Raw genomic sequence first — 23,338 nt, forward strand, 5'->3', positions numbered from 1 at the left:
CAGGTGTCCGATTTAGTGGATCAGGTGATCACCGTCGGCTTGTCACGCCCCGTCCGCGTCTTGATCTCCGCAAAATGCTCGGCAGCCGCGATCAGATCGGAGAGCGCTTCCTGCGTCTCGATCCCGTGGCGCGCCGCATCCGGCTCGTAGCGTTCGACATAGACGCGCAGCGTCGCACCCGCTGTGCCGGTGCCCGAGAGGCGGAAGACGACGCGGGAGCCGCCCTTGAACAGGATGCGGATGCCCTGGTTCTTCGAGACGGAACCGTCGATCGGGTCGTGATAGGCGAAGTCGTCCGCCGCCTCGACGGTCAGCGCGCCAAAGGTCTGGCCCGGCAGCGAGGCGAGGCTGTCACGCAGATGGGTCATCAGGCCGTTGGCGGCGTCCGTGTCCACTTCCTCGTAGTCGTGGCGCGAATAGTAGTTGCGGCCATATTCGGCCCAATGCGCCTTGACGATCTCGGCGACGCTCTCTCTGCGGGCGGCGAGAATGTTGAGCCAGAACAGCACGGCCCACAGACCGTCCTTCTCGCGCACATGGTCCGAGCCCGTGCCGAAGCTCTCTTCGCCGCACACCGTCGCCTTGCCGGCGTCCAACAGGTTGCCGAAGAACTTCCAGCCGGTCGGCGTCTCGTACATGCCGATGCCCAGCTTTTCGGCCACGCGGTCAGCCGCCGCACTCGTCGGCATGGAGCGGGCGATACCGGCGATTCCGCGCTTGTAGCCGGGGGCGACGGTCGCGTTTGCCGCGATAATCGCGAGACTGTCGGACGGCGTCACGAACATGCCCTTGCCGACCACCATGTTGCGGTCGCCATCGCCATCGGAGGCCGCGCCGAAATCCGGGCCTTCCGCGCTCATGACATCGTCATAGAGTTCCTTGGCGTGCACGAGGTTCGGGTCCGGGTGATGCCCGCCGAAATCCGGCAGCGGCATCGCATTGCGCACCGAGCCCGCCGGCGCGCCAAGGCGCTTCTCAAGGATTTCCTTGGCGTAAGGCCCGGTCACGGCACCCATGGAGTCGATGATCACGCGGGTGCCGCCGGCGATCAGCGCGCGGATCGCGCCGAAGTCGAACAGGCTTTCCATCAGCTCCACATAGTCGGCAACCGGATCGATCACCTCGACCGTCATGCCTTCAACCGTCTGCGTACCGACCTTGTCGAGGTCGATATCCGCGACATCGGCGATCTTGTAGGTGTCGATCACCTTGGTGCGGGCAAAGATCGCGTCAGTGATCTTTTCAGGCGCCGGTCCGCCATTGCCGATATTGTATTTGATGCCGAAATCTTCCGTGGGACCGCCGGGATTGTGGCTGGCCGAAAGCACGATGCCGCCAAAGGCCTTGTATTTGCGGATGACGTTCGAAGCCGCCGGCGTCGAGAGAATGCCGCCCTGCCCGACCATCACCTTGCCGAAGCCGTTGGCGGCGGCCATCTTGATGGCGATCTGGATGACCTCGCGATTGAAATAGCGCCCGTCGCCGCCGATCACCAGCGTCTCACCGGCAAAGCCTTCGAGACTGTCGAAGATCGACTGGATGAAGTTCTCGGCATAATTCGGCTGCGCGAAGACGGGTACCTTCTTGCGCAGGCCCGACGTGCCGGGTTTCTGGCCTTCGAACGGAGTGGTGGCGACGGTCTTGATCATCAATTAATTGCCTTTCGAAACGAGCCGGGCATAGAGGGCGGCATAGGCCGCGCCGCTCTTGTCCCAGGAAACATCGGACTTCATGCCGTTTTTCTGCAGCTGTCGCCATGTGTCAGGCTGGTGCCAGACATCGAAGACACGCGCCAGCGTCTGCCGCAGCCCGTCGGCGGATATGTTGGAGAATTGGAAGCCGGTCGCGACACCCGCTGCGAGTGCCGCCTCGTTGCCGTCGATCACCGTATCCGCAAGTCCGCCGGTGCGCGCCACGACCGGCACACAGCCATAGCGAAGCGCATAAAGCTGGGTGAGCCCGCAGGGCTCGAAACGTGAGGGAATGAGAATGGCGTCGCAGCCGGCCTGCATGACATGCGACAGCGGCTCGTCATAGCCGACATGCACGCCGATGCGTCCGCGGTGGTAATAGGAAGCCTGCACAAGCCCGCCTTCCAGTGCGCGGTCGCCGGAACCAAGAACGGCCAGCATGCCGCCCTGCGCGACGATGTCGCCGGCGACTTCGGCCATCAGGTCCATGCCCTTCTGCCAGGTCAACCGGCTGATGACGCAGAAGATCGGCCCGTCGCCGTCGAGGCCGAAATGCCGCATCACCGCCTCGCGGCTCGCCGCGCGTTTGGCGAGTTGCTTGGCCGAGAAAGGCTGTGGAAGCATGGGGTCCGTCAGCGGGTCCCAGACCGCCGTGTCGATGCCGTTGACGATGCCACTGACATGGCTGGCGCGCGCCCGGATCAGCCCTTCCAGCCCCATGCCGAACTCGCCCTGATGGATTTCCCGTGCATAGGTGGGGCTGACGGTGGTGATGGCATAGGCCATCTGCAAACCGCCCTTGAGGAAGCCGACATCGCCGTAATATTCGATCCCGTCCACCGAGAAGGCTTGAGGCGGCAGCGCCAGTTCCGGAAAGATGGCGGATGAAAATTGCCCTTGGAAGGCGATATTGTGCACCGTGATGACCGAAGGGGTCTCCGGCGCACGACCATAGCGCATATAGGCGGGCACAAGCCCCGCCTGCCAGTCATGCGCATGGACCAGATCCGGTTTCCACGCCGGGATGAGCCCCGCCGCGATCTCTGCTGCGGCGAGCGAAAGTGCCGCGAAGCGCTTCCAGTTGTCTGGATGGTCCTTGCCGAGAGCGTCGGTATACGGCCCACCATCACGCTGGAAGAACGCCGGCGCATCCAGCACGTAGAGTTCGAGCCCCTCATGCACAACGAAGAGAATGGTCGCCTTGACCCCGAAGAGCGACGGAATGGTCGCCACCTTCTTCGTCTTGCCCACCTTGGCCATCACGGCCGGATAGCCGGGGATCAGCGACCGCATCTCCACGCCATGATGCCGCATGGCAAGCGGCAGGGCGCCCGCCACGTCGGCAAGGCCGCCGGTCTTGATCAGCGGATAGATCTCTGAAGCGACCGACAAAACCTTCATGCGTTTACAGTCCCAATCTGTCGATCATGCCCTGTGTGACGAGGCAGATCCCGTTTTCGGTGCGGCGGAAGCGCTTGGCGTCCAGTTCCGGGTCCTCGCCGACGACGAGACCCTCCGGAATGATGACGCCACGGTCTACCACGACATTCGTGAGCCTTGCATGACGGCTGACCACGACCTCCGGCAGCACGACCGCCTGGTCGAGCTTGGAGAAGGAGTTGATGCGGCAGCCGGTCGAGAGCAGCGTCTTGTGGATCGAGGCACCGGAAATGATGCAATTGCCCGCGACCAGCGACGACACCGCCGAACCGCGCCGGCCTTCGAGATCGTGCACGAACTTGGCCGGCGGCGTGATCTCGGAATAGGTCCAGATCGGCCAGCTGCTGTCATACATGTCGAGTTCCGGCACGATGTCCGTGAGGTCGATATTGGCCTGCCAGTAGGCGTCCACGGTCCCGACGTCGCGCCAATAGGCATGCGCCTCGGTCTCGGAACGCACACAGGATTGCGCGAAGCGATGCGCCACCGCTTTGCCGTGCTGCACGATATAGGGGATGATGTCCTTGCCGAAGTCGCGGCTGGAATTCGGGTCCGCCGCATCCTTGCGCAGGATGTCCATCAGGAACTTGGTGTGGAAGACATAGATGCCCATCGAGGCGAGCGCCATGTCCGGATTGCCGGGAATGCCCGGCGGGTCGGCCGGCTTCTCGACGAAGTCGATGATGACGTCCTTCTCGTCGACATGCATGACGCCGAAGCCGGTCGCCTCCATGCGCGGCACTTCCAGGCAGCCAATCGTGACATCGGCACCGCTGTCGACGTGCTGCTGCAGCATCATCTCGTAGTCCATCTTGTAGATATGATCGCCCGCCAGGATGACCATATATTCCGGACCATAGGGCTCGATGATGTCTGCGTTCTGGAACACGGCGTCGGCCGTCCCCTCGTACCATTGCGTTTCCGAAACGCGCTGCGAGGCCGGCAGGATGTCGAAGCTTTCGTTACGTTCGGGGCGGAAGAAGTTCCAGCCGCGCTGCAGGTGGCGGATCAGCGAATGCGCCTTGTATTGCGTCGCGACTCCGATGCGGCGGATACCGGAGTTCAGCGCGTTGGAGAGCGCGAAGTCGATGATGCGCGTCTTGCCGCCGAAATAGACGGCCGGCTTTGCGCGCGTGTCGGTCAACTCCTTCAGGCGGCTGCCGCGCCCGCCGGCAAGCACATAGGCCATGGCGTCGCGGGCGAGTGGTTGCGGTCTTCTTATCTTTGTCATGGCAGTCCTCCCGTTTGATATTGCTATGCCAGTTCCAGCATGATGGTCGAAAGCGGCGGCAGAAGCAGGCTTGCCGCCACCCGTCCCGACCCGGTCTTGCGGGCATGGCTTTCACCGGCGTTCCCCTTGCCGCTGCCGCCATAAATCTCCGCATCGCTGTTGAAGATTTCCCGCCACAGCCCCTCTGCGGGCAATGGCACCTCGTAATTCTCGCGCATGACCGGCGTGAGATTGGAGATCACGGCGACCGGCCTCTCGCCCGGCGCCTTGCGCAGCCAGGCAAAGACCGAATTGTCGTGATCGTCCACGATCAGCCATTCGAAGCCCTCCGGCTCGCAGTCCCGCGCATGCAGCGCCGGCGTGTCGCGATAGAGCCGGTTGAGATCCTTCACCGCCCTCTGCACGCCGCCATGCGTTGGATATTGCGTGATGTGCCAGTCGAGTTCCTTGGCGTGGTTCCATTCGGCCCATTGTGCGAATTCCTGCCCCATGAAGAGCAGCTTCTTGCCCGGATAACCCCACATGAACCCGTAATAGGCGCGCAGGTTCGCAAACTTCTGCCACTCGTCGCCCGCCATCTTGGCAATCAGCGAGCCCTTGCCATGCACGACTTCGTCATGGCTGAGCGGCAGGACGAAGTTTTCCGAGAAGGCGTAGACGAGGCCGAAGGTCAGGTCGTTGTGATGATATTTCCGGTGGATCGGCTCATGGGCGAAATATTGCAGCGTGTCGTGCATGAAGCCCATGTTCCATTTGAACCCGAAGCCCAGACCCCCGACATGAACCGGCTGAGACACTTTCGGCCACGAGGTGGACTCCTCCGCCACAGTAACGATGCCCGGATGGCTTCCATAAACGGCCTTGTTCATGGCCTGCAGGAAGCTCACCGCCTCAAGGTTCTCGCGCCCGCCATGCTCGTTCGGGATCCACTCGCCCTCTTTTCGCGAATAATCCAGATAGAGCATCGAGGCGACCGCATCGACGCGCAGTCCGTCGATATGGAACTTCTCCGCCCAGTAGAGCGAGTTGTTGACGAGGAAGGATGAGACCTCGTTGCGGCCGAAATTGTAGATCGCCGTGTTCCAGTCGGGATGGAAGCCCTTGCGCGGATCGGCATGTTCGTAGAGCGCCGTGCCGTCGAACTGGCGCAGCCCGTGCGCATCCATCGGGAAATGCGCCGGCACCCAGTCGAGCAGCACGCAAAGCCCCGCCTTGTGCGCCCCGTTGACGAAGCGGGCAAAGCCCTCTGGCTCGCCGAAACGGGCGGTCGGCGCATAGAGGCCGGTCGTCTGGTAACCCCAGGACGGATCGTAAGGGAACTCGCTGATGGGCAGGAATTCGATATGGGTGAAGCCCATGTCGACGCAATAGGGGATCAGATGATCCGCCATTTCGTCCCACGAATAGAACCGCCCGTCCGGGTGCTTCTTCCACGATCCCGCATGAACCTCGTAGATCGAAATTGGCTGGCGGCGGGCATCGACCGAAGACCAGTGGGCACGATGCGCGGCATCCTCCCAATCCTGATGCAGCTCCCCGGTGGTCACCGAGGCCGTCTGCGGCCGAAGCTCCGAGCGCCGCGCAAACGGATCGGCCTTCAGCGGCAGAACCGTGCCATCGGGCCCGACGATCTCGAACTTGTAAGCCTCGCCAACCGGAACGTCGGGAACGAAGATTTCCCAGATGCCGGTATCGCGCCTGAGCCGCATCACATGCATGCGCCCGTCCCAGTTGTTGAACGAACCGACGACGGAAACGCGCCGCGCATTGGGCGCCCAGACGGCGAAATGGAAGCCAGACACGCCCTCAAGCATCATCGGATGCGCGCCGAGCTTGTCGAAGAGCCGCAAATGCGAGCCCTCGCGGATGTAATAATCATCCATGGGGCCAAGCACCGGCCCGAAGCTGTAGGCATCAACAACGGTCCATTCCGACGACCCGCGCCGGGCGCGATAAAGAATGGGTTGCCGATGTGCAATCTCGACCTTGCCGGCAAAGAAGCCATCGCGATCCAGACGCTCGAGCGTACCGATCAGCTTGCCGCCGATCGTCTCCGCCTCGACGCTTTCGGCGCCGGGAATGAAACAGCGGACCTGAAAGACCCCATCGATCTCATGCAGCCCCATCACGGCGAACGGGTCGGTATGCAACCCGTCTATGATCGCCCTGATCTCCTCCGGGGCAGGCACCACCGGTTCGCTTGTCGCACCCGGTGGTTCGGGATGTTTCCCCATCAAGCTCTCCAGATTTCACGCGCATATTGCCTGATCGTACGATCAGACGAGAACCAGCCCATGCGGGCGGTATTCAGAATTGTTTTTGTGTACCATGTCGGCACATCGGCCCACAGGGCGTCCACCTCGCGCTGTGCCTTGGCATAGGCATCGAAATCGGCGGCGACCATGAACCAGTCGTGGCTGTAAAGCCCGTCGACGAGATCCGAGAAGCGGCCCGTGTCGCCCGGCGAGAAGACGCCCGAGGCAATGGCCGACAGCGCCTGCTGCAATTCCTTCGATTCCTCGATGATCGCGCGGGGATTGTAGGCCTCGGCGCGGATCTTGGCGACCTCTTCGGCGGTCATGCCGAAAATCTTGATATTCTCCGCGCCGACATGATCGCGCATCTCCACATTGGCGCCGTCCAGCGTCCCGATGGTCAGCGCGCCGTTGAGGGCGAACTTCATGTTGCCGGTGCCCGAGGCTTCCATGCCGGCGGTCGAAATCTGTTCCGAGAGGTCTGCGGCCGGAATGATGATTTCGGCCAGCGACACATTGTAGTTCGGAATGAAGGCGACCTTCAGCAACCCGCGCACTGCGGGGTCGTTGTTGATGACACGGGCGACGTCGTTGGCCAATTTGATGATCAGTTTCGCATTGTGATAGCTCGGCGCTGCCTTGCCAGAGAAGATCTTAACGCGCGGAACCCAATCCTGTTCCGGATGAGACCGAATCTGATCGTAAAGCGAGATGGCTTCGATGATATTGAGGAGCTGGCGCTTGTATTCGTGAATGCGCTTGGTCTGGATGTCGAACATCGCAGACGGGTCGAGCCGCACACCCATGCGCTCGCGCACCACCCTGGCGAGACGAACCTTGTTCTCGCGCTTCACGGCCGCGAACTTCTCCTGGAAAGAAGAGTCGGTCGAGAATTTCTCGAGATCCTTCAGCGCTTCGGTATCGTCCATGAACTTGTCGCCGATCGCCTCGCGAATGAGCGACAGAAGACCCGGATTGCACTGCATCAGCCAGCGCCGCGGCGTGATGCCGTTCGTCTTGTTGTTGATGCGGTCGGGATAGAGCCGGTGCAGGTCGGCAAACACCGTTTCCTTCATCAGCTCGGTATGCAGCGCCGAGACGCCGTTGATCGAATGCGAGCCGACAAAAGCGAGATTGCCCATGCGCACACGCCGTTCGCCACCCTCGTCGATCAGCGAGATCGAGCGGATCTGCTGGTCGGTATGTGTCTTCTGGCGGCGCGCCTCCATCAGGATCATCGCATTGATCGCATAGACGATCTGCATGTGGCGCGGCAGCAGGCGCTCGAACAGCGGCACCGGCCAGCTCTCCAGCGCTTCCGGCAGAAGCGTATGGTTCGTATATGAGAACGTGCCCTTGGCAATGCCCCAGGCCTGCTCGATATCGAGGCCGTGCACATCCATCAGCAGACGCACGAGTTCGGCGACGGCGACGGCCGGATGCGTGTCGTTCAACTGGATGGCGACCGCATCGGGCAGCGAGGTAAAATCCGGATATTGCTGAAGATGACGGCGCAGAATGTCCTGCAGCGAAGCCGAAGAGAAGAAGAACTCCTGTCTGAGACGCAGTTCCTGCCCCGCTGGCGTCGCGTCAGCCGGGTAAAGAACGCGGGCAAGGCTTTCAGCCTTGTTGCTCTCGCGCAGCGCGCCGATATGATCGCCGGCATTGAAGGCCTCGAGCAGGATCGGGTCGATCGGCGTCGCGGTCCACAGCCGCAGCGTATTGACGCGCTGCCCGCGCCAGCCGGCGACCGGCGTGTCGTAAGCCGTCGCGATCACCCGCTCGGCCGGCTTCCAGACATAGCGGATCGCCTCGTCGCCGACATCGACCGTCTCGACCGAACCGCCGAAACCGATCTCGTAGGAGCTTTCACGACGCTCGAACTCCCAGGGGTTGCCGTGCGCCAGCCAGTTTTCCGGCAGCTCCACCTGCCAGCCGTCCGACATCTGCTGACGGAAGAGGCCGTGCACATAGCGGATACCGTAACCATAGGCGGGCACGTCCACCGTCGCCATCGATTCCATGAAACAGGCCGCCAGCCGGCCAAGACCGCCGTTGCCCAGCGCCGCATCCGGCTCCAGCTCCGCAATCACGTCGATATCGACGCCGAGCGAAGCAAGCGCGATGCGCATCTCATCCATGATGCCGATATTGGTCATCGTGTCGCGCATCAGGCGGCCGATGAGGAATTCCAGCGAGAGATAATAGACGCGCTTCCGGCCTTCCGCATAGGTGCGCTTGGTACTATCCATCCAGTTGTCGGTCACCCGGTCGCGCGCCACCAGAATGGCGGCCGTCAGCCAGTCATGCGGCTTTGCGACCTTGGGATCCTTGCCGATGCGATACTTCAGTCGTTCCAGCAGTTCTGTCGCAAGCTGCTCCGGATCTGAGGTGCGCGGAGCAGGCGTGAGCGTTTCGGAAGACGGTATATTCATCGGTACAATCCAGCCTGTTTCAACATGACTTAATCGGTTAATGACGCCAATTAATGCATTGTTCCCGGAGCGTTGCAACCGCGATTTTGCAATTGCGAAATTCCCGCGGTGCATAGCAAACCGGCCGGGAGGACTTTCCCGGCCGTTCGCATTTCCTCAGATTTATGAGCAACTTATTGTGTAAGGCGCGTGGTCGCCGAAACGGCTTTTTCGCCGATATATTTGAAGGCGGCGATCATGTCGCCGGCATTGTTGGCGGCAAAGAAATGTCGGGCGTCGGTGGCGCAGTAGCTGAGCAGCGCCTGCCCGGTTGCCGGCGCCATGAAGGCGATGGAATAGACCTGTACGCCGGCCGCCCGCGCGCTGTCGCACCATTGCTTGGTGGCGGTATCTGCCGAGGTATAATTGTTCTCGCCATCGGTCATGAAGACGATGAACTTGTCCGGCGTCTGGCCATTTTTCGTCTGGTGCAGACTGACCTCCGTTGTCGAGGTCACCGCTTGATAGGCCTGCTTGAAGGCATTGCTGGAATCCGTTCCGCCGGAGGCAAGCAGCGCATTCACATAATTCGACACCGCGACCGTGCCCCAGGCCAGCGCCTGCGGCGTATCCATCGCCGAGTTGTAGGACACCGCCCCGAGACGGGCATAATACTGGTCGGGATCGGCCGAGGAGATCTGCTTCAGCAGCGCATCCGCCGCTTGTTTCAGCGCATCGATCTTCGTCAGGTAGGTCGTCTTGGTTCCCGTGCAGGTCTTCCGCCAACCGCAGGAATAGCTATAGGTCGCCGTCCCCGTAACCGTATCCGTATTTTCCGCCATGGATCCGGAACGGTCGAGCACGAGATACATGGAGAGCGCCTTCTGGGACGCTGTCATGCTCTTCGTCGAACCGGTCGCCTTCAGGGTCTGGACGCTGCCGCAATAGAACGCGCCAAGCACCGTCAGCTTTTTCTGAAGGCAGGTGGAAACCGTGACATCGAAGACCTTCGTCGTTCCGACCCCGGTGCCCTGGGTCGCCGTGACCTGTGTGCAATTGCCGATATCGAAACCTGCATAGGGACCTGTCGGGCCCGATTGCTGCTGGCTCTGTGCGATTGCGCCCAGTTCCTGATTCAGCTGCCCCTTGACGAAATTGACGGCAAATTGCTTGGCCTGATCAACCGTCATCTCTTCATTGGCAAGTGCGGCCCCCACCGCGATCGCCGCCGAATCCGCCGCAGCCTGAACTCTCGTCCGCTCCGCCATCACATTGGAAATATCCATCGCCAGCTCGGCCGATGCCACCCCGACCGGAATGAGGAATGCGGAAATGACTGCGAAATTCCCTTTTCTGTCGGCCAGAAACTCAGACAGAAGCTGATGCCAATGATGAAGAATGAACACGCAATCCCCCGTTCTTACATCGCATTCCGTAGCCCAGGCCGGAATATCGATGCAACGCCCCAAAGAAGACGATCGCCCGAAGTCTTTTTATGCACGATTATGGCCGATTGAAAGTAAGTTAACGCGAATATATTGCCGTCCATTTAATCAATACATGAATTATTAAATCGAAATTATCTAAAATTGAAGTTTCCCCATCGACGGAAACAAGTCCCGCCTGAAAGCCGGTCAAACCGGCACAACGTCCACGGACTGGACATTGTTGTGCCGGCCATAGCTGCGCAGCACCCCGATGATCGGCGCAACATCGGAATAGTCGCGGCCATAGCCGACGACGATGTGATCCGGCCCGGCCGGGATATTGTTGGTCGGGTCGAATTCCAGCCAGCCGGCATCGCGGCCGGCCCAGACCCGAACCCAGGCATGCATGGCATCCGCCCCCTCCAGCCGTTCCTTGCCGGGCGGCGGGATCGTGCGGAGATAACCGCTGACATAACCGGCGGGAATGCCCAGGCTGCGCAGCGCAGAGGTCATGATATGGGTGAAGTCCTGGCAGACCCCGGCCTTGAGTTCGAAGGCTTCCGCCGCCGACGTATCCACATCCGTCGCATTGGGATCGTATTTGAACGTCTTGTAGATATCAGCACAGATGGACCGCGCGATTTCGTGGACGCTCAGGTCCGGCCTGTAGAAGCTGCGGGCATAGGCAGCGATCACCGGGATGTCGCGCAGTTTGGGGCTCTCGCCGACGAAATGATGGGGCGAATCCGGCCCGATCGAGGCGACCGCCTGCAATTCGCTGGCAATCGCATCGGCGCGGCAGGAAAGGCCAAGGCCCGGCGCCTGCACATCCACCTGCACCCTTGCCTGCATGTTGACTTCCGAATGCGAATGCGCCGAACGGAAATAGACCGACGTCACCGTGTTGCCGAAGAAATCGACCATATCGACCCGCTCTTCCGGCGCCGGCACGATCGCGACCGTCCCCGCAATCAGCCGCTGCCGACCGGGGATCGACATTGGCAACACGCGGACCATGTGCCGCGCGCCGGAGGCCGGCACGTCGTAGTCATAAGCGATCTTGATCTTGATGTCGTAGAGCATGAAAGCCGTCAGTTCAGATAGGTATGCGCCAGAACGTCGGAGAGCTGTTCCATTTCGCGTTCCAGCTCCTTGTAGACCTCCGGCGTCATCGTGTCTGCGGTCATCAGTGCAATCGTCGAATGAAGCCGAAGCGCCTCGCGAGCGAGCGGCGACATCTGTCCGTCCACATAGGCATTGGGCAGATGTTCGACTTCCATCTTGATCTCGTTGAGCTGGTAGAAGATCGAGCGCGGGTTGAGCGGATCAAGCGCTAGCAGGTCGGTGACCGTAACCCGCGCTGTCGCCACGTTATAGCGCCGGCGATGCGTCATCACGCTATCGCCGATTTCCAGCAGCATGTCATAGGTGCCGTCCGGCGCATCTTCGCCCGCCATATGGCCAAGCAGCCGTGTCATATGCAGACCGCGTTCCAGCATGCGTCCGATTGTCAGGAAGCGCCAGCCAGTGAAGCGATACATGTTTTCGTGCACCAGACCGGCAAAGCCTGCAAGCTTGCGCAATAGAATGGTTGCCGCCCGCGTCGCATCATCACCGGGCTTGACCTTCCTGTTGAAATCTCGTGCGGTCTTGGCGAGATCCGCCAGCGCCAGCCAGCCGTCCGGCGAGAACCGGTCGCGGATGCGCGACGCGCTGTAGAGCGCGCTCTCGATATTGGTGATGAGGCTGTTCGGGATCGCCGGCTCGATCTCGATATCGAGGCTTTCGAGATAATCCGTGACGTCGCCGAGAAGGGGCGTCTGCGCATCCGCCGCCTCGGCATAGCGGGCATGCCAGGCGCGAAGGATCCGGATCGTACCTTCAGCGCGCTCGATATAGCGGCCGAGCCAATAGAGATTGTCCGCTGCACGGCTCGGCAAGCTGCCCGGCATGGTACGCGTAAAGCTCGAATCCGGCGGCAGCAGCGTCGTCTTCTCGACCGGCTTTTCCGACACGATCCAGACGTCGGCCGCATTGCCGCCCGCCTGCATGGCAATTGCCGCCGCGTCCTCGCCCGAGGAGATCCGCGCAAAGCCGCCCGGCATGATCTTCCAGCCGTCCAGCGTACGGGCGGCAAAGACGCGCAGCGACATCGGCCGCGGAGCGAGCTTGCCATCGTTCCAGACCGGCGTGGTCGACAACGTGACCGCCTCCTGCCCCGCAAGCTTCGCCCCTTCGGTGCGCAGCCAGCCGGCAATCGATTCCTTCGCCCGGTCGCGCAGCGATGCGCCCAGCACCGATTGTCCCTTGTCGTCGAAGAACGGCAGCCGCGAATAGGCCGGTCCGATCACCATGCGGTCGAGATGGGCCGAGACATGCGCCCGCTCCGCATCCTGCCCGCACCACCAGGTCGCGATCGAAGGCAGTTTGAGGTCTTCGCCCAGCACTTCGCGACAGATGCGCGGCAGGAAGGCGAGCAGCGCCCGCGTCTCCAGAATGCCCGATCCCAGCCCGTTGACCATCATCACCGAGCCGCTGCGCACCGCCTGCACGAGGCCGGGTGTGCCGATATAGGAGTTCTGGTCGAGTTCCAGCGGATCGGTGAAGCTCGCATCCACGCGCCGCCACAGGACACCGACCGGCTTCAGGCCCGACACGGTGCTGACCATGACCTTGCCGTTGACGACAACAAGGTCCTCGCCTTCCAGCAGCATGAAGCCGAGATAGCGGGCGAGATAGGCGTGCTCGAAATAGGTTTCGTTGGCCGAACCCGGCGATAGAACTGCCACGCGCTGGTCGCGGCTCTGGCGCTTGTTGAGCAGCGTGTCGCGGAAGTTCCCGAAGAAGGAGGCCAGCCGATGCACATGCATTTCGGCATAGAGATCGGAGAAGGCGCGCGCCGTGGCCACGCGATTTTCCAGCGCAAAGCCGGCACCCGACGGCGCCTGCGTGCGATCCGCCAGAACCCACCAGTTGCCGTCAGGGCCACGGCCGATCTCGAAGGAGCAGAAATGCAGATGATGCCCGCCATAGGGCTGCAACCCGACGATGGGCCTGAGAAACTCGGGATTGGCGGCCACCAGCGGCGGCGGCAAGAGCCCGTCGCGCACCAGCCGGCATTCGCCATAGATATCGGCAACGATATGTTCCAGAAGCTCGGCGCGCTGCACCAGCCCTTCCGAGATCTTCGCCCATTCGTCTTCGGCGATCATCACCGGAATATGCGACAGCGGCCAGTCGCGTTCCGATGTCCCCGGACCGCCATAGGCCCGGTAGAACACGCCGGCATCGCTGAGGTAACGGTCGGCGGTGGCGAAACGGTCGGCAATCGACTGCTCATCCTGCCGGCCGAGATAGCCGAGAAGATGCTGCCAGACGGGCCGCACCTTGCCTTGCGGATCGATCATCTCGTCGGCGATGCCGGGCAGCGGCCGATAGCCGAGCAGGGCATCCGCCCTGCCCCCCGCCACCTGTCTCTTGTCTGCCGCAGTCCCGCCTGCCAAGTCGATCACCCCCGATACGCCCTTTTCAGGGCCGCCTGAGATCCAGCGTCATCGGGAATTCCGGATGCGGCGGATCGGCCCTGAAAAGCCACAAGCCTCCGGTATGCCCCGATGGCAGGAAGCGCGCAAGGCGTCTGGCCTCCGCCTCATTGCCATTCACAGGGAATGTATCGTAGCTGCGACCGCCGGGATGGGCGACATGATAGACGCAACCGCCCAGCGATCGGCTGGACCACGTGTCGTATATGTCAAAGGTCAGCGGCGCATTGACCGGCAGGACCGGGTGGATGCCCGACGCCGGATGCCATGCCTTGAAGCGCACGCCGGCGACCGAGGTGCCGCGCTGATCGGTCTCCTTCAGCGGCACCAGCCGCCCGTTGCAGGTTACCTGATAGCGCTCGGGGTTCGCCGTCTCGAACTTCACCTGAAGCCGCTCGACGGAACTGTCGACATAGCGCACCGTGCCACCAATCGCCCCTTGCTCTCCCGTCACATGCCATGGCTCCAGCGCCTGACGGACCTCCAGCTTGTTGCCCTCGTATTCGACTTCCCCGCAGAACGGGAAGCGGAACTCGAGCTGGGCCGCGAACCATTCCGGCCGGAACTCGAAGCCATTGGCCTTGAGATCCGCCAGCACATCGAGAAAGTCCTTCCAGACGTAATAGGGCAGCATGAACCGGTCGGCGAGCGACGTTCCCCAGCGCACGAAATTGCCCTCGATCGGGTTCTTCCAGAAGCGCGCGATCAGCGCCCGGACAAGCAGCTGCTGGGCAAGGCTCATGCGCGCATTCGGCGGCATTTCAAAGCCGCGGAATTCGACGAGGCCCAGGCGGCCCGTCGGCCCGTCGGGCGAGAACATCTTGTCGATGCAGATTTCCGAGCGATGCGTGTTGCCGGTCGAATCGGTCAGCAGATTGCGGAACAGCCGGTCGACCAGCCAGGGCAGCGGCGGCAGGCCCTTGCCGGGCAGCGGCACCTGGGCGAGCGCGATTTCCAGCTCATAGAGCGCATCATGCCGCGCCTCGTCGATGCGCGGTGCCTGGCTCGTCGGCCCGATGAAGAGGCCGGAGAACAGATAGGAAAGCGAAGGATGGCGCTGCCAGTGCAGCACGAGGCTCTTCAACAGGTCGGGCCGGCGCAGGAACGGGCTGTCATTGGGGTTCGCGCCCCCGACGACGACATGGTTGCCGCCGCCCGTGCCGGTATGGCGGCCGTCGATCATGAACTTGTCGGCCCCGAGACGCGACTGTCGCGCCTCCTCATAAAGCGCCGTGGTGATCTCGACGCAATCCTTCCAGTTATTGGCCGGATGCACGTTCACCTCGATGACACCCGGATCTGGCGTCACCTTCATGACGTTCAGCCGCTCGTCATGCGGCGGCGAATAGCCCTCGATATGGATCGGCATATTCAGATGCGACGCCGCCCGCTCGGCAGAGGCGATGAGGTCGAGATAATCTTCGAGCGTTTCGGTCGGCGGCATGAAGACGCAGAGGCGTCCGTCGCGCGGTTCGATGGAGATGGCGGTGCGCACGCGCCCTTCGATTTCCGAGAGCGCCTGCTGCTGGATCGGCGTCGTCGCCTGATCCGGCTGCAGCGAATGTTCCGGCATCAGCCGGCCCTTGTCCTGCCGGTAGTCCGGCAATGGCGGACGCGCCACGGAGGGGTCGGTCGGGACAATATAGGGAAATTGCGAGGCCGGGATATAGACCAGCGAGCCGAGCGGCAGTCGGAAGCCGATGGGCGAATCGCCCGGAATGAGGAAGAGGCGTCCGCGCCGCGTGCTCCACTTTTCCGAAATCCAGGTGCGTCCGGAAGCGCGCGAATTCCACGCCTGCACTGGCAGGACGTAGCCCGTCGGCTTGGTCAGACCGCGTTCGAAGACGCGGGCGATGCGGCTGCGGTCTTCCGGATTTTCCAGCTTCGAATTCGACGGATCGACATTCTCCGGAAGGTTCGCCTCCTTGATCAGCCATTCGGCCGTGTCCTCGAAGGCGGGCGTCGCGAATTCCGGCTTCACGTCGAGCTCGATGGCGAGCGCTGCGGCAAACTTGCCGGCATCCTCGTGGGTGACCTTGTAGTCCTTCGCCTCCGCCGCAATCAGGTCCGGCTGATTCCAGACCGGCAGTCCGTCCTTGCGCCAGTAGAGCGAGAAGGTCCAGCGCGGCAGGCTTTCGCCCGGATACCACTTGCCCTGCCCGTAATGCAGGAAACCGCCGGGCGCGAAACGCTCCCGCAGCTTGCGGATCAGCACATCGGCGCGGTCGCGCTTCTGCGGACCGACGGCCGCCGTATTCCACTCATCCGACTGGAAGTCGTCGATGGAAACGAACGTCGGCTCGCCACCCATGGTGAGGCGTACATCGGCCTGGTCGAGATAGGCATCGACCTTTTCGCCAAGCGCGTTCAGCGCATCCCAGCTTTCATCCGAGAAGGGCTTGGTGATACGCGGATGCTCGGCAACGCGCATGACCTTCATGTCGAAGTCGAACTCGGTCTTTGCCTCGCCGAAATAGCCGCCGGAGATCGGCGCGGCATTCTTGTAGTGCGGCGTAGCGGCGAGCGGAATATGGCTTTCCCCGGCGAGCAGTCCGGAAGTCGGATCGAGCCCAACCCAGCCGGCGCCGGGAATATAGACCTCCGCCCAGGCATGCAGGTCGGTGAAGTCGACATCCGTGCCCGACGGTCCGTCGAGCGCTTTGAGGTCTGGCGTCAGCTGGATCAGATAGCCCGAGACGAAGCGGGCGGCAAAGCCGAGATGCCGAAGGATCTGCACTAGCAGCCAGCTCGAATCGCGGCAGGAGCCCTTGGCGAGCTTCAGCGTCTCTTCCGGCGTCTGCACGCCGGGTTCCATGCGGATCGTATATTCCGTCCGGCCCTGCAGCATCGCATTGATGCCGACCACCATGTCGACAGTGCGCTGCTTCTTGCGATCGATGCCCTTCAGAAGCTCCCTGAGCAGCGGCCCCGCCGGCTCGGGCTTCATGTAGATGGAAAGGTCTTCCTTCAGGTCCTCCGGATAGTCGAAGGGATAGTGCTCGGCCTGTTCCTCGACGAAGAAGTCGAACGGGTTGTAGACCGTCATGTCGGCAACGAGATCGACCTCGATCTTCAGCTCCGTCACCGGCTCCGGAAACACGAAGCGGGCGAGATAGTTGCCGTAAGGGTCCTGCTGCAGATTGACGAAGTGATTTTCCGGCGTGACCTTCAGCGAATGACTGATCACCTTGGTCTTCGAATGCGAGGCCGGTTTGAGCCGGATGATCTGCGGCCCCAGGATGATGGGCTTGTCGTATTTGTAATGGGTCAGGTGATAGATACTGGCTTTAATCGACATTGGCCCTCATCGCGCCGGAACAAACAATTGCCAAATCTTTAATCACGCCACCGATTTGTGCAATGGGGAATGTGCATTCGCCGTTCGAAGTCGCAAACGGGCCACCCCCTGACGCGATTGTGTCACATGACTGTTACAACCGGAAACGCCGGGTTTTCGGGCTTCATTAACAACATATCGATATAAATTTTAACCAATGCTTCTCGACTGACCGTTCGGACAAGACCTGCTCCGGCACACTCGAGCGAATATTTGTCACGTGGCCGGGCACCACCACCCTTCCCGCCACAGAACCTTGAAATGAGGCTTCATGTTCGGTTTCATCAAACGCTCCATCGCAGCCAAGCTCATCCTGGTCACCGCGGCCACGATCACGCTGCTCCTGGCGCTCTCCAATTACGTGCTGATCTCTCAGACGAACGACCGGGTTCGAAATCTGGTCATGAAGCAGGCCGGCAGCGAGGCCGGCGGCATCGCCAAGGATATCGCCGCCGATGTCGGCGAACTCTCCAGCGCCGCCCGCACCATGGCCGGCGTCATTGGCCACACGCATGCCGGCGGCCTTCTCGACCGCAAGGGCACGATCGACATCCTGCGCGCCAATCTGGAGCAGAACCCCTTCGCCTTCGGAAGCTGGTTTGCCGAAGCCTCCAATGCCTTCGACGGCAAGCAGGAGGAGATGAAGGGCAAGGAAGATTTCGGCGGCAACAAGACAGGCCAGTTCTCGCCCTACTGGTCGAAGAACAAAACCGGCGATATCCAGTTCAGCACCTTCAACGTCGACTATACCAAGGAATGGTACGCTCTGGCGGCCAAGAGCATGAAGGGCGCCATCACCAAGCCCTATCTGGCCGAAGGCACGGACGTACCCACCGTCATGAGCTCGATTGCCTATCCGGTCGTTTCAAGCGGCAAGCTGATCGGCGTCTCGGGCGTGGACATTTCGCTGGCGTCGCTCTCGACCCGCCTCTCCGCGCTGCGTCCCTTCGAAACGGGCCGCGTCATGCTCGTCTCGCAGGACGGCAAGTGGCTCGTCGGCCCCGATGCCAAAGCCATGATGAAGGACTATGACGGCTTGGCGCCGGAGAAGATCAAAGCCGCCATCGCCGACAAGACGACATCCGAGCTTGATGGCATCACCGGCAAAGACGGCGCGCAGTTCGACCGCCTCGTCTATCCCTTCGACCTGCCGGGCCTGAACGCCCGCTGGGTCGTCCTCGTCGATATCCCCACGTCCGTCGTGGCTGCACAGGTTCGCGAACAGACCATGCTCATGGTCGCCGGCGGCTTCGTCGTACTGCTCGCCGTCATCATCGGCCTCTATCTTTCCGTCCGTAGTCTCGTCCAGCGCCCGATCGACGGCCTTGTCGCCGACGTTCAGCGTCTGAGCCGCGGCCAGTATGACAAGCCTGTCGCCGGCCAGGACAGCGAAGACGAGACGGGTTCCGTAGCCGCAGCCCTCGAAGGCTTCCGCCACAAGCTTGCCGACACGGTCCGCCTCGAAGCAGCCGCCGAAGAACAGCGCAACGCGGCCGATGCCGCACGCCGCCAGAACGAGCAGGAACGCCTCGCCAATGCGGCCCTCCAGCAGCAGGTCGTGACGCATCTGGGCCAGGGCCTCTCGGAACTCTCTTCCGGCAACCTCACCTATCGCCTGCCGGCCAACTTCCCGGCCGAATATGGTCAGTTGAAGATTGACTTCGATTCGGCACTTGCCAGCCTCGAGGAAACCATCCAGACGCTCCACCACTCTGTGCGCAACATCAGCGGTGGCGCCGGCGAAATCTCCAGCGCATCCGCCGATCTGTCGCTGCGCACCGAGAAGCAGGCCGCAAGCCTTGAAGAGACGGCAGCAGCGCTCGACGAGCTGACAACGCAGGTCAATTCCAGCGCCGACAATGCCGGCCGCGCAGCAAGCTCCGTTCAGACGGCGAACTCTAATGCCGAGAAGTCCGGCGAGATCGTCCACAAGGCGATTTCGGCGATGCACGGCATCGAGCAGTCCTCGCAAGAGGTCAACCGCATCATCAGCGTGATCGACGAGATCGCCTTCCAGACAAACCTTCTCGCCCTGAACGCCGGCGTGGAAGCTGCCCGTGCGGGTGAAGCCGGCAAGGGCTTTGCCGTCGTTGCACAGGAAGTCCGCGAACTCGCCCAGCGCTCGGCCACAGCCGCCAAGGAAATCAAGACGCTGATCAATGCTTCGGAAGCTCAGGTCAGCGAAGGCGTCGGCCTCGTCAACAAGGCCGGCGACGCATTGGCCAGCATCGCGACACAGGTTCTTCAGATCAACGGCCTGATTCACCAGATCTCGTCCTCTTCGACCGAGCAGGCCGTGGGCCTCCGCGAGATCAACTCTGCCGTCAATCAGATGGACCAGGTGACCCAGCAGAACGCCGCCATGGTGGAACAGGCAACCGCCGCCAGCGCCGCGCTGAATACGGAAGCCGGTGTGCTGATGGAGCTTGTCAACCGCTTCCGCACCGGCGCATCGTCCAGCGCGCTTTCGGCCTCGGCATCGCGCGAGTATGGCCAGCAGCCCGTCCGGCACTCGCAGAGCCGCGCCGCCGCGCCGGCCCGCAAGATGCCCGCCGTTTCCGGCAACAACGCGCTGGCTTCGCGGGACTGGGAAGAATTCTGATCCGCTATCAAGGATTACGAGATCGAACAAACAAGGCGGCGCCCTCAGGGGCGCCGTTCTTTTTGCAGGTGCGTCACTTGTCCGTCAGCGTCTTCAGGAAGGCGACGAGATCGGCAATGTCCTGATCATTGAGCGCCGGCTTGTCGCCCGCCTTGCGGTTGAAGGGCGGATCGATGACATCGATATTTCCGCGATACTCCATCGGCATGTCGTCGTAAGCCAGAACGGCACCATCGCCAGCCTTCGGATAGAAGCGCGCCGGGTTGGTATTGCGCTCCGCATAGAAGTGCATGACATCTTCGAGCGAATGGAACACACCATTGTGGAAGAAGACGCCGCGCGACGCCGCATTGCGCAGGCTCGGCGTCTTGAAGAGCCCGCAATTTTCCTTCTGCTTCGCATAATCGTCATCGCGCATCGGCCCGCAGATGCCGAGATCGAAATACTTCGGATCGGCATTGGCCGGGATCGCGCTATTGCGCGGTGCGCCGAGCGCCTCATACTGGAAGTCGGTGAAGAGCGGCGGCGTGCCGTCCGCTGCCGGCTTGTTCGGATGGCAGTCGGCGCAATTGCCCCTGTTGCGATCCTCATAGACCTTGAGGCCGCGCATTTCCTGCTCGCTGAGCGTCGCCTTGCCGGCGAGATAGTCGTCGTAGCGGCTGTTGAACGGGTGGAAGACCGGGTCCTCGATCTGATAGCGGGCAATGGCGAAGCCCGCCTCGCCGACCAGCGCCTGCGGGTCGTCCAGCACGTTGCGGCCCGCCAGCTGCGCGATGCGATCGCCATAGCCCTTGCGCACCTTCTCGGCCAGCGTGGCGATATCCGGATTGGCCATCTCGAAGGGCGACATCAGCGGCCCCAGCGCCTGATCCTGAAGCGTATCGACCCGCCCGTCCCAGAACATGCCGCCACGCGGCACCATGTTGGCGGCGTTGTCCGTTCCGCTCTTGCCCGTCGCCGGCGGCGCAGCCCCCAATGGGCCGGCCGGACCGCCACTCACCGCCCCGTTGGCCGCCGCCATCGGCGTCGCATCGCCCGCCTCGCTCGCCTCGTCCGCCGGCCCCACCGAGAAGGTCGGCGTGAAGGAGCGATAGGTGAGCGAGGGCGTGGCGCGAATGCCGGGCTCGCTGAGATAGGGGCCGCCGATCTGCACGGCCTGATCGTTGGCCGGCGCGAAGTGATGCGCCGGGTCGTGGCAGGTGGCGCAGGACATGGCCCCGCTGCCCGAGAGGCTGCGGTCGAAGAACATGTCCTTGCCGAGTTGCGCCATCGCGCTCAACTGCACTGGCTGTGCAGAGGCCCCAGCCGCCGCAAGCATCACGCCTGCGGCAGCAAGGATCGATAGATGCGTTCGCATCAGCTCTTCTTTTCGCCCGTGGCCGGATCGAGCGTCAGCGTGGTGTTGGTGGCGTGCTGCCAGTCGAACATGCCGTCAATCGGATTGGCCTTGGCGTCGAAAGAGCCCTGTCCGATCCGCTTGCCGCCCAGCCAGTTGTCCTCGATGAAGCGCAGGATCGACGTCTGATCGGTCAGCGTGTGGTCGACATAGTTCGCCTTGGCGTAGGGCGAGATGACGAGCAGGGGCTGGCGCGTGCCATATCCGCAACGGCCCTGCGCCGGCTTGCCGTCGATGCCGTCAAGCGGCGTGCCGGTGCCGCAGGCGGGACCGTTCAGCACGTCATAGCCCTTCACCGGAATGTCGGACGGATTGACGATCTTCATGGCATGGTCATACCAGCCGTCGGAGTCGTCATAAGCGATGACGATGGCCGTATCTTTCCAGTATTTCGACGCTTGCAGCTCGTTGACCGTGTTGACGATGAAGGTCTGCTCGTCGATCGGGTTGGAATAGCCCGCATGACCGTCCTGATAGGCGGCAGCCTTGAGGAAGGTCACGGCCGGCAGGTTGCCGTTCTTCAGCGCCGCCTCGTAATCCGTCAGGTCGTACTGGTGGTTCGCGCCGCCATCCTTCGACGTGCCGATGGCATCGACCGAAGACGGACGCTTGTGGTCGAAATTGGCTGTCGACTTGTAATACTGGAACGGCTGGTGATGCGGGATATAGTCGTTGACCTTGACGCCCGTCACCGTCGCTGCCGTCGCCCGGCCGCAGCCCGTCGAGCCGTCGGCATTCTTGGCCGTCAGGTCGAAGCCGCCCTCGAAGAAGCCCCAGGTGATCCCGGCCTCGTTCATCAGGTCGCCGATATTCTTGCCGGCCATCAGCGCGGTCGGATATTTGGGGCTGGAACAGACGTCGCCGGTCGGGTCAAAGTCGGAAATGATCGTCCAGCCGCCATTGCCGTCCGGCACGATGCGGCCGCCGTCATAGGTGCCGTCCTTCTCCAGCTTGTAGCCCTCGGGCAGGATCGCGCCATTGGTCTGGCCGGAAACGAGGTTGATCGCGCCGGGCGTCGAGGGACCGAAATTGGTCGAGAAGGAGTTGTCGCTCATGGCGTAGTGCTGGGCATAGTTCCACAGCGCCGTCACGGTGTTGCCGTCGTAATAGCCCATGACGAGACCCTTCGAGCCGAAGACGCCAGCCGCGCCCTTCGTGCCCTTGCCGGTATGGGCCGGGAAGAGGTCCATTTTGCCTTCGTTGAAGGCCGCCTGCTCGGCCGTATAGCCATGATCCTGGTCAGCGGTCGCGGCCTGCGAGCGGTCGAGACGGAAGGGCGCGGTGGCGTCAGCGCCGTTGCCGGGATTGGTCTTGTTCGGATTGTTGTCGAGAAGGCCGGCATGGGCCAGCGTGTCAATGTCGGTCGGCGTTTTTGCATCAGCCGTGAAGGCCGGCTCCCCAGCCGGGTTGGCAGCCTTCGGATAGGTGCCGAAATAATGGTCGAAGGAGACGTTTTCCTGGAAGATCACCACGAGATGCTTGATCGGCGTGGCGGTCTTCGCCTCGTCAGCATAGGCAAGCGGGCTCTGGACGGCGAGAAGGGCTGCTGCGCTGCAGGCCAGCAGCCGCCGGGTATTGAGAAGGGTCATCAGTGTTTCCTTTGCCATGATGGCGAACGGAAGCAGACCCGCCTCCGGGCCCATCCGTTCGGGACTAATCGATGCCGCCCCCTCGACGACGCTGCGAGTACTAGAACCGTCGCACGACAGTTCTGTGACAGTTTTCTGAACATATTCTTTGCCCCAACCCATGAGACATTCCGTCGCAGTTTGAGGAGGGTCCCTCCAGCCGATCTCCCCCCTTGAGGGGGAGATGCCCGGCAGGGCAGAGGGGGGTATGGTGCGGCATATTCAGCGGTCATTCGCGTTCTTTCGTGTAGCCCCCCCTCTGTCAGCTTCGCTGACATCTCCCCCTCAAGGGGACCGTTGCATAATGCGATGTCTTCGCGGCTGGGAGATTGTTAGACGTGCCTTATCGAGCCCGGCCTCTGTTTTGGCCGGGTT

The 23,338-nt window shown here is 62.2% G+C and carries 12 protein-coding genes; 1 reads left to right on the forward strand and 11 read right to left on the reverse strand.

The features are described 5' to 3' along the window. Positions 1 to 20: 20 nt before the first annotated feature. From LQK83_RS19665 to LQK83_RS19705, 9 genes are all read right to left on the reverse strand, one after another. The gene (locus tag LQK83_RS19665; RefSeq protein ID WP_230839149.1) at positions 21 to 1,649 is read right to left on the reverse strand and encodes an alpha-D-glucose phosphate-specific phosphoglucomutase; all 1,629 of its coding nucleotides are present in this window, start codon (positions 1,647 to 1,649) and stop codon (positions 21 to 23) included. Positions 1,650 to 1,652: 3 nt separating this feature from the next. Beyond that, on the reverse strand, positions 1,653 to 3,092 hold the full coding sequence (gene glgA / locus LQK83_RS19670; protein WP_230839151.1) for a glycogen synthase GlgA: 1,440 nt from the start codon (positions 3,090 to 3,092) through the stop codon (positions 1,653 to 1,655). Positions 3,093 to 3,096: 4 nt separating this feature from the next. Continuing rightward, positions 3,097 to 4,362 (reverse strand): glucose-1-phosphate adenylyltransferase, encoded by a 1,266-nt coding sequence (gene glgC / locus LQK83_RS19675; RefSeq protein WP_230839153.1) that lies wholly within the window; start codon positions 4,360 to 4,362, stop codon positions 3,097 to 3,099. Between the two features lie 23 nt (positions 4,363 to 4,385). Beyond that, entirely contained in the window at positions 4,386 to 6,596 is a 2,211-nt protein-coding gene (gene glgB, locus LQK83_RS19680; RefSeq protein WP_230839154.1) for a 1,4-alpha-glucan branching protein GlgB, read from the reverse strand. Next, the gene (locus LQK83_RS19685; protein ID WP_230839155.1) at positions 6,596 to 9,052 is read right to left on the reverse strand and encodes a glycogen/starch/alpha-glucan phosphorylase; all 2,457 of its coding nucleotides are present in this window, start codon (positions 9,050 to 9,052) and stop codon (positions 6,596 to 6,598) included. The genes glgB and LQK83_RS19685 overlap by 1 nt, the downstream gene beginning before the upstream one ends. 173 nt (positions 9,053 to 9,225) lie before the next feature. Further along, complete coding sequence (locus LQK83_RS19690) at positions 9,226 to 10,437, reverse strand: vWA domain-containing protein (RefSeq protein WP_230839157.1); 1,212 nt, start codon at positions 10,435 to 10,437, stop codon at positions 9,226 to 9,228. Positions 10,438 to 10,665: 228 nt separating this feature from the next. Beyond that, the gene (locus LQK83_RS19695) at positions 10,666 to 11,541 is read right to left on the reverse strand and encodes a transglutaminase family protein (protein ID WP_230839160.1); all 876 of its coding nucleotides are present in this window, start codon (positions 11,539 to 11,541) and stop codon (positions 10,666 to 10,668) included. Between the two features lie 8 nt (positions 11,542 to 11,549). Further along, positions 11,550 to 13,961, reverse strand: coding sequence for a circularly permuted type 2 ATP-grasp protein (locus LQK83_RS19700; RefSeq protein ID WP_442966802.1), 2,412 nt, complete (start codon positions 13,959 to 13,961; stop codon positions 11,550 to 11,552). Positions 13,962 to 13,986: 25 nt separating this feature from the next. Continuing rightward, complete coding sequence (locus LQK83_RS19705) at positions 13,987 to 17,298, reverse strand: transglutaminase family protein (protein WP_230839161.1); 3,312 nt, start codon at positions 17,296 to 17,298, stop codon at positions 13,987 to 13,989. A 310-nt stretch (positions 17,299 to 17,608) separates the two neighbouring features. On the opposite strand from LQK83_RS19705, the gene LQK83_RS19710 reads away from it, so the two are divergent. After that, positions 17,609 to 19,939, forward strand: coding sequence for a methyl-accepting chemotaxis protein (locus tag LQK83_RS19710; protein WP_230839163.1), 2,331 nt, complete (start codon positions 17,609 to 17,611; stop codon positions 19,937 to 19,939). A gap of 73 nt (positions 19,940 to 20,012) precedes the next feature. On the opposite strand, the gene LQK83_RS19715 is transcribed toward LQK83_RS19710, so the two are convergent. Both LQK83_RS19715 and LQK83_RS19720 read right to left on the reverse strand, forming a co-directional pair. After that, entirely contained in the window at positions 20,013 to 21,296 is a 1,284-nt protein-coding gene (locus LQK83_RS19715; RefSeq protein ID WP_230839164.1) for a cytochrome-c peroxidase, read from the reverse strand. Then, complete coding sequence (locus LQK83_RS19720; RefSeq protein WP_230839165.1) at positions 21,296 to 22,924, reverse strand: phospholipase C; 1,629 nt, start codon at positions 22,922 to 22,924, stop codon at positions 21,296 to 21,298. Before LQK83_RS19720 ends, LQK83_RS19715 begins: the two co-directional genes overlap by 1 nt. Positions 22,925 to 23,338 lie beyond the last annotated feature (414 nt).

It is taken from the genome of Rhizobium sp. C1, assembly GCF_021026335.1.
Taxonomy (GTDB): Bacteria; Pseudomonadota; Alphaproteobacteria; order Rhizobiales; family Rhizobiaceae; genus Ensifer_A.

Excerpts from the sequence above, each read along its gene's own strand:
- LQK83_RS19665 (WP_230839149.1), bottom strand. The coding sequence starts at position 1,649 with ATGATCAAGACCGTCGCCACCACTCCGTTCGAAGGCCAGAAACCCGGC.
- glgA (WP_230839151.1), bottom strand. The coding sequence starts at position 3,092 with ATGAAGGTTTTGTCGGTCGCTTCAGAGATCTATCCGCTGATCAAGACC.
- glgC (WP_230839153.1), bottom strand. The coding sequence starts at position 4,362 with ATGACAAAGATAAGAAGACCGCAACCACTCGCCCGCGACGCCATGGCC.
- glgB (WP_230839154.1), bottom strand. The coding sequence starts at position 6,596 with ATGGGGAAACATCCCGAACCACCGGGTGCGACAAGCGAACCGGTGGTG.
- LQK83_RS19685 (WP_230839155.1), bottom strand. The coding sequence starts at position 9,052 with ATGAATATACCGTCTTCCGAAACGCTCACGCCTGCTCCGCGCACCTCA.
- LQK83_RS19695 (WP_230839160.1), bottom strand. The coding sequence starts at position 11,541 with ATGCTCTACGACATCAAGATCAAGATCGCTTATGACTACGACGTGCCG.
- LQK83_RS19705 (WP_230839161.1), bottom strand. The coding sequence starts at position 17,298 with ATGTCGATTAAAGCCAGTATCTATCACCTGACCCATTACAAATACGAC.
- LQK83_RS19710 (WP_230839163.1), top strand. The coding sequence starts at position 17,609 with ATGTTCGGTTTCATCAAACGCTCCATCGCAGCCAAGCTCATCCTGGTC.
- LQK83_RS19715 (WP_230839164.1), bottom strand. The coding sequence starts at position 21,296 with ATGCGAACGCATCTATCGATCCTTGCTGCCGCAGGCGTGATGCTTGCG.
- LQK83_RS19720 (WP_230839165.1), bottom strand. The coding sequence starts at position 22,924 with ATGACCCTTCTCAATACCCGGCGGCTGCTGGCCTGCAGCGCAGCAGCC.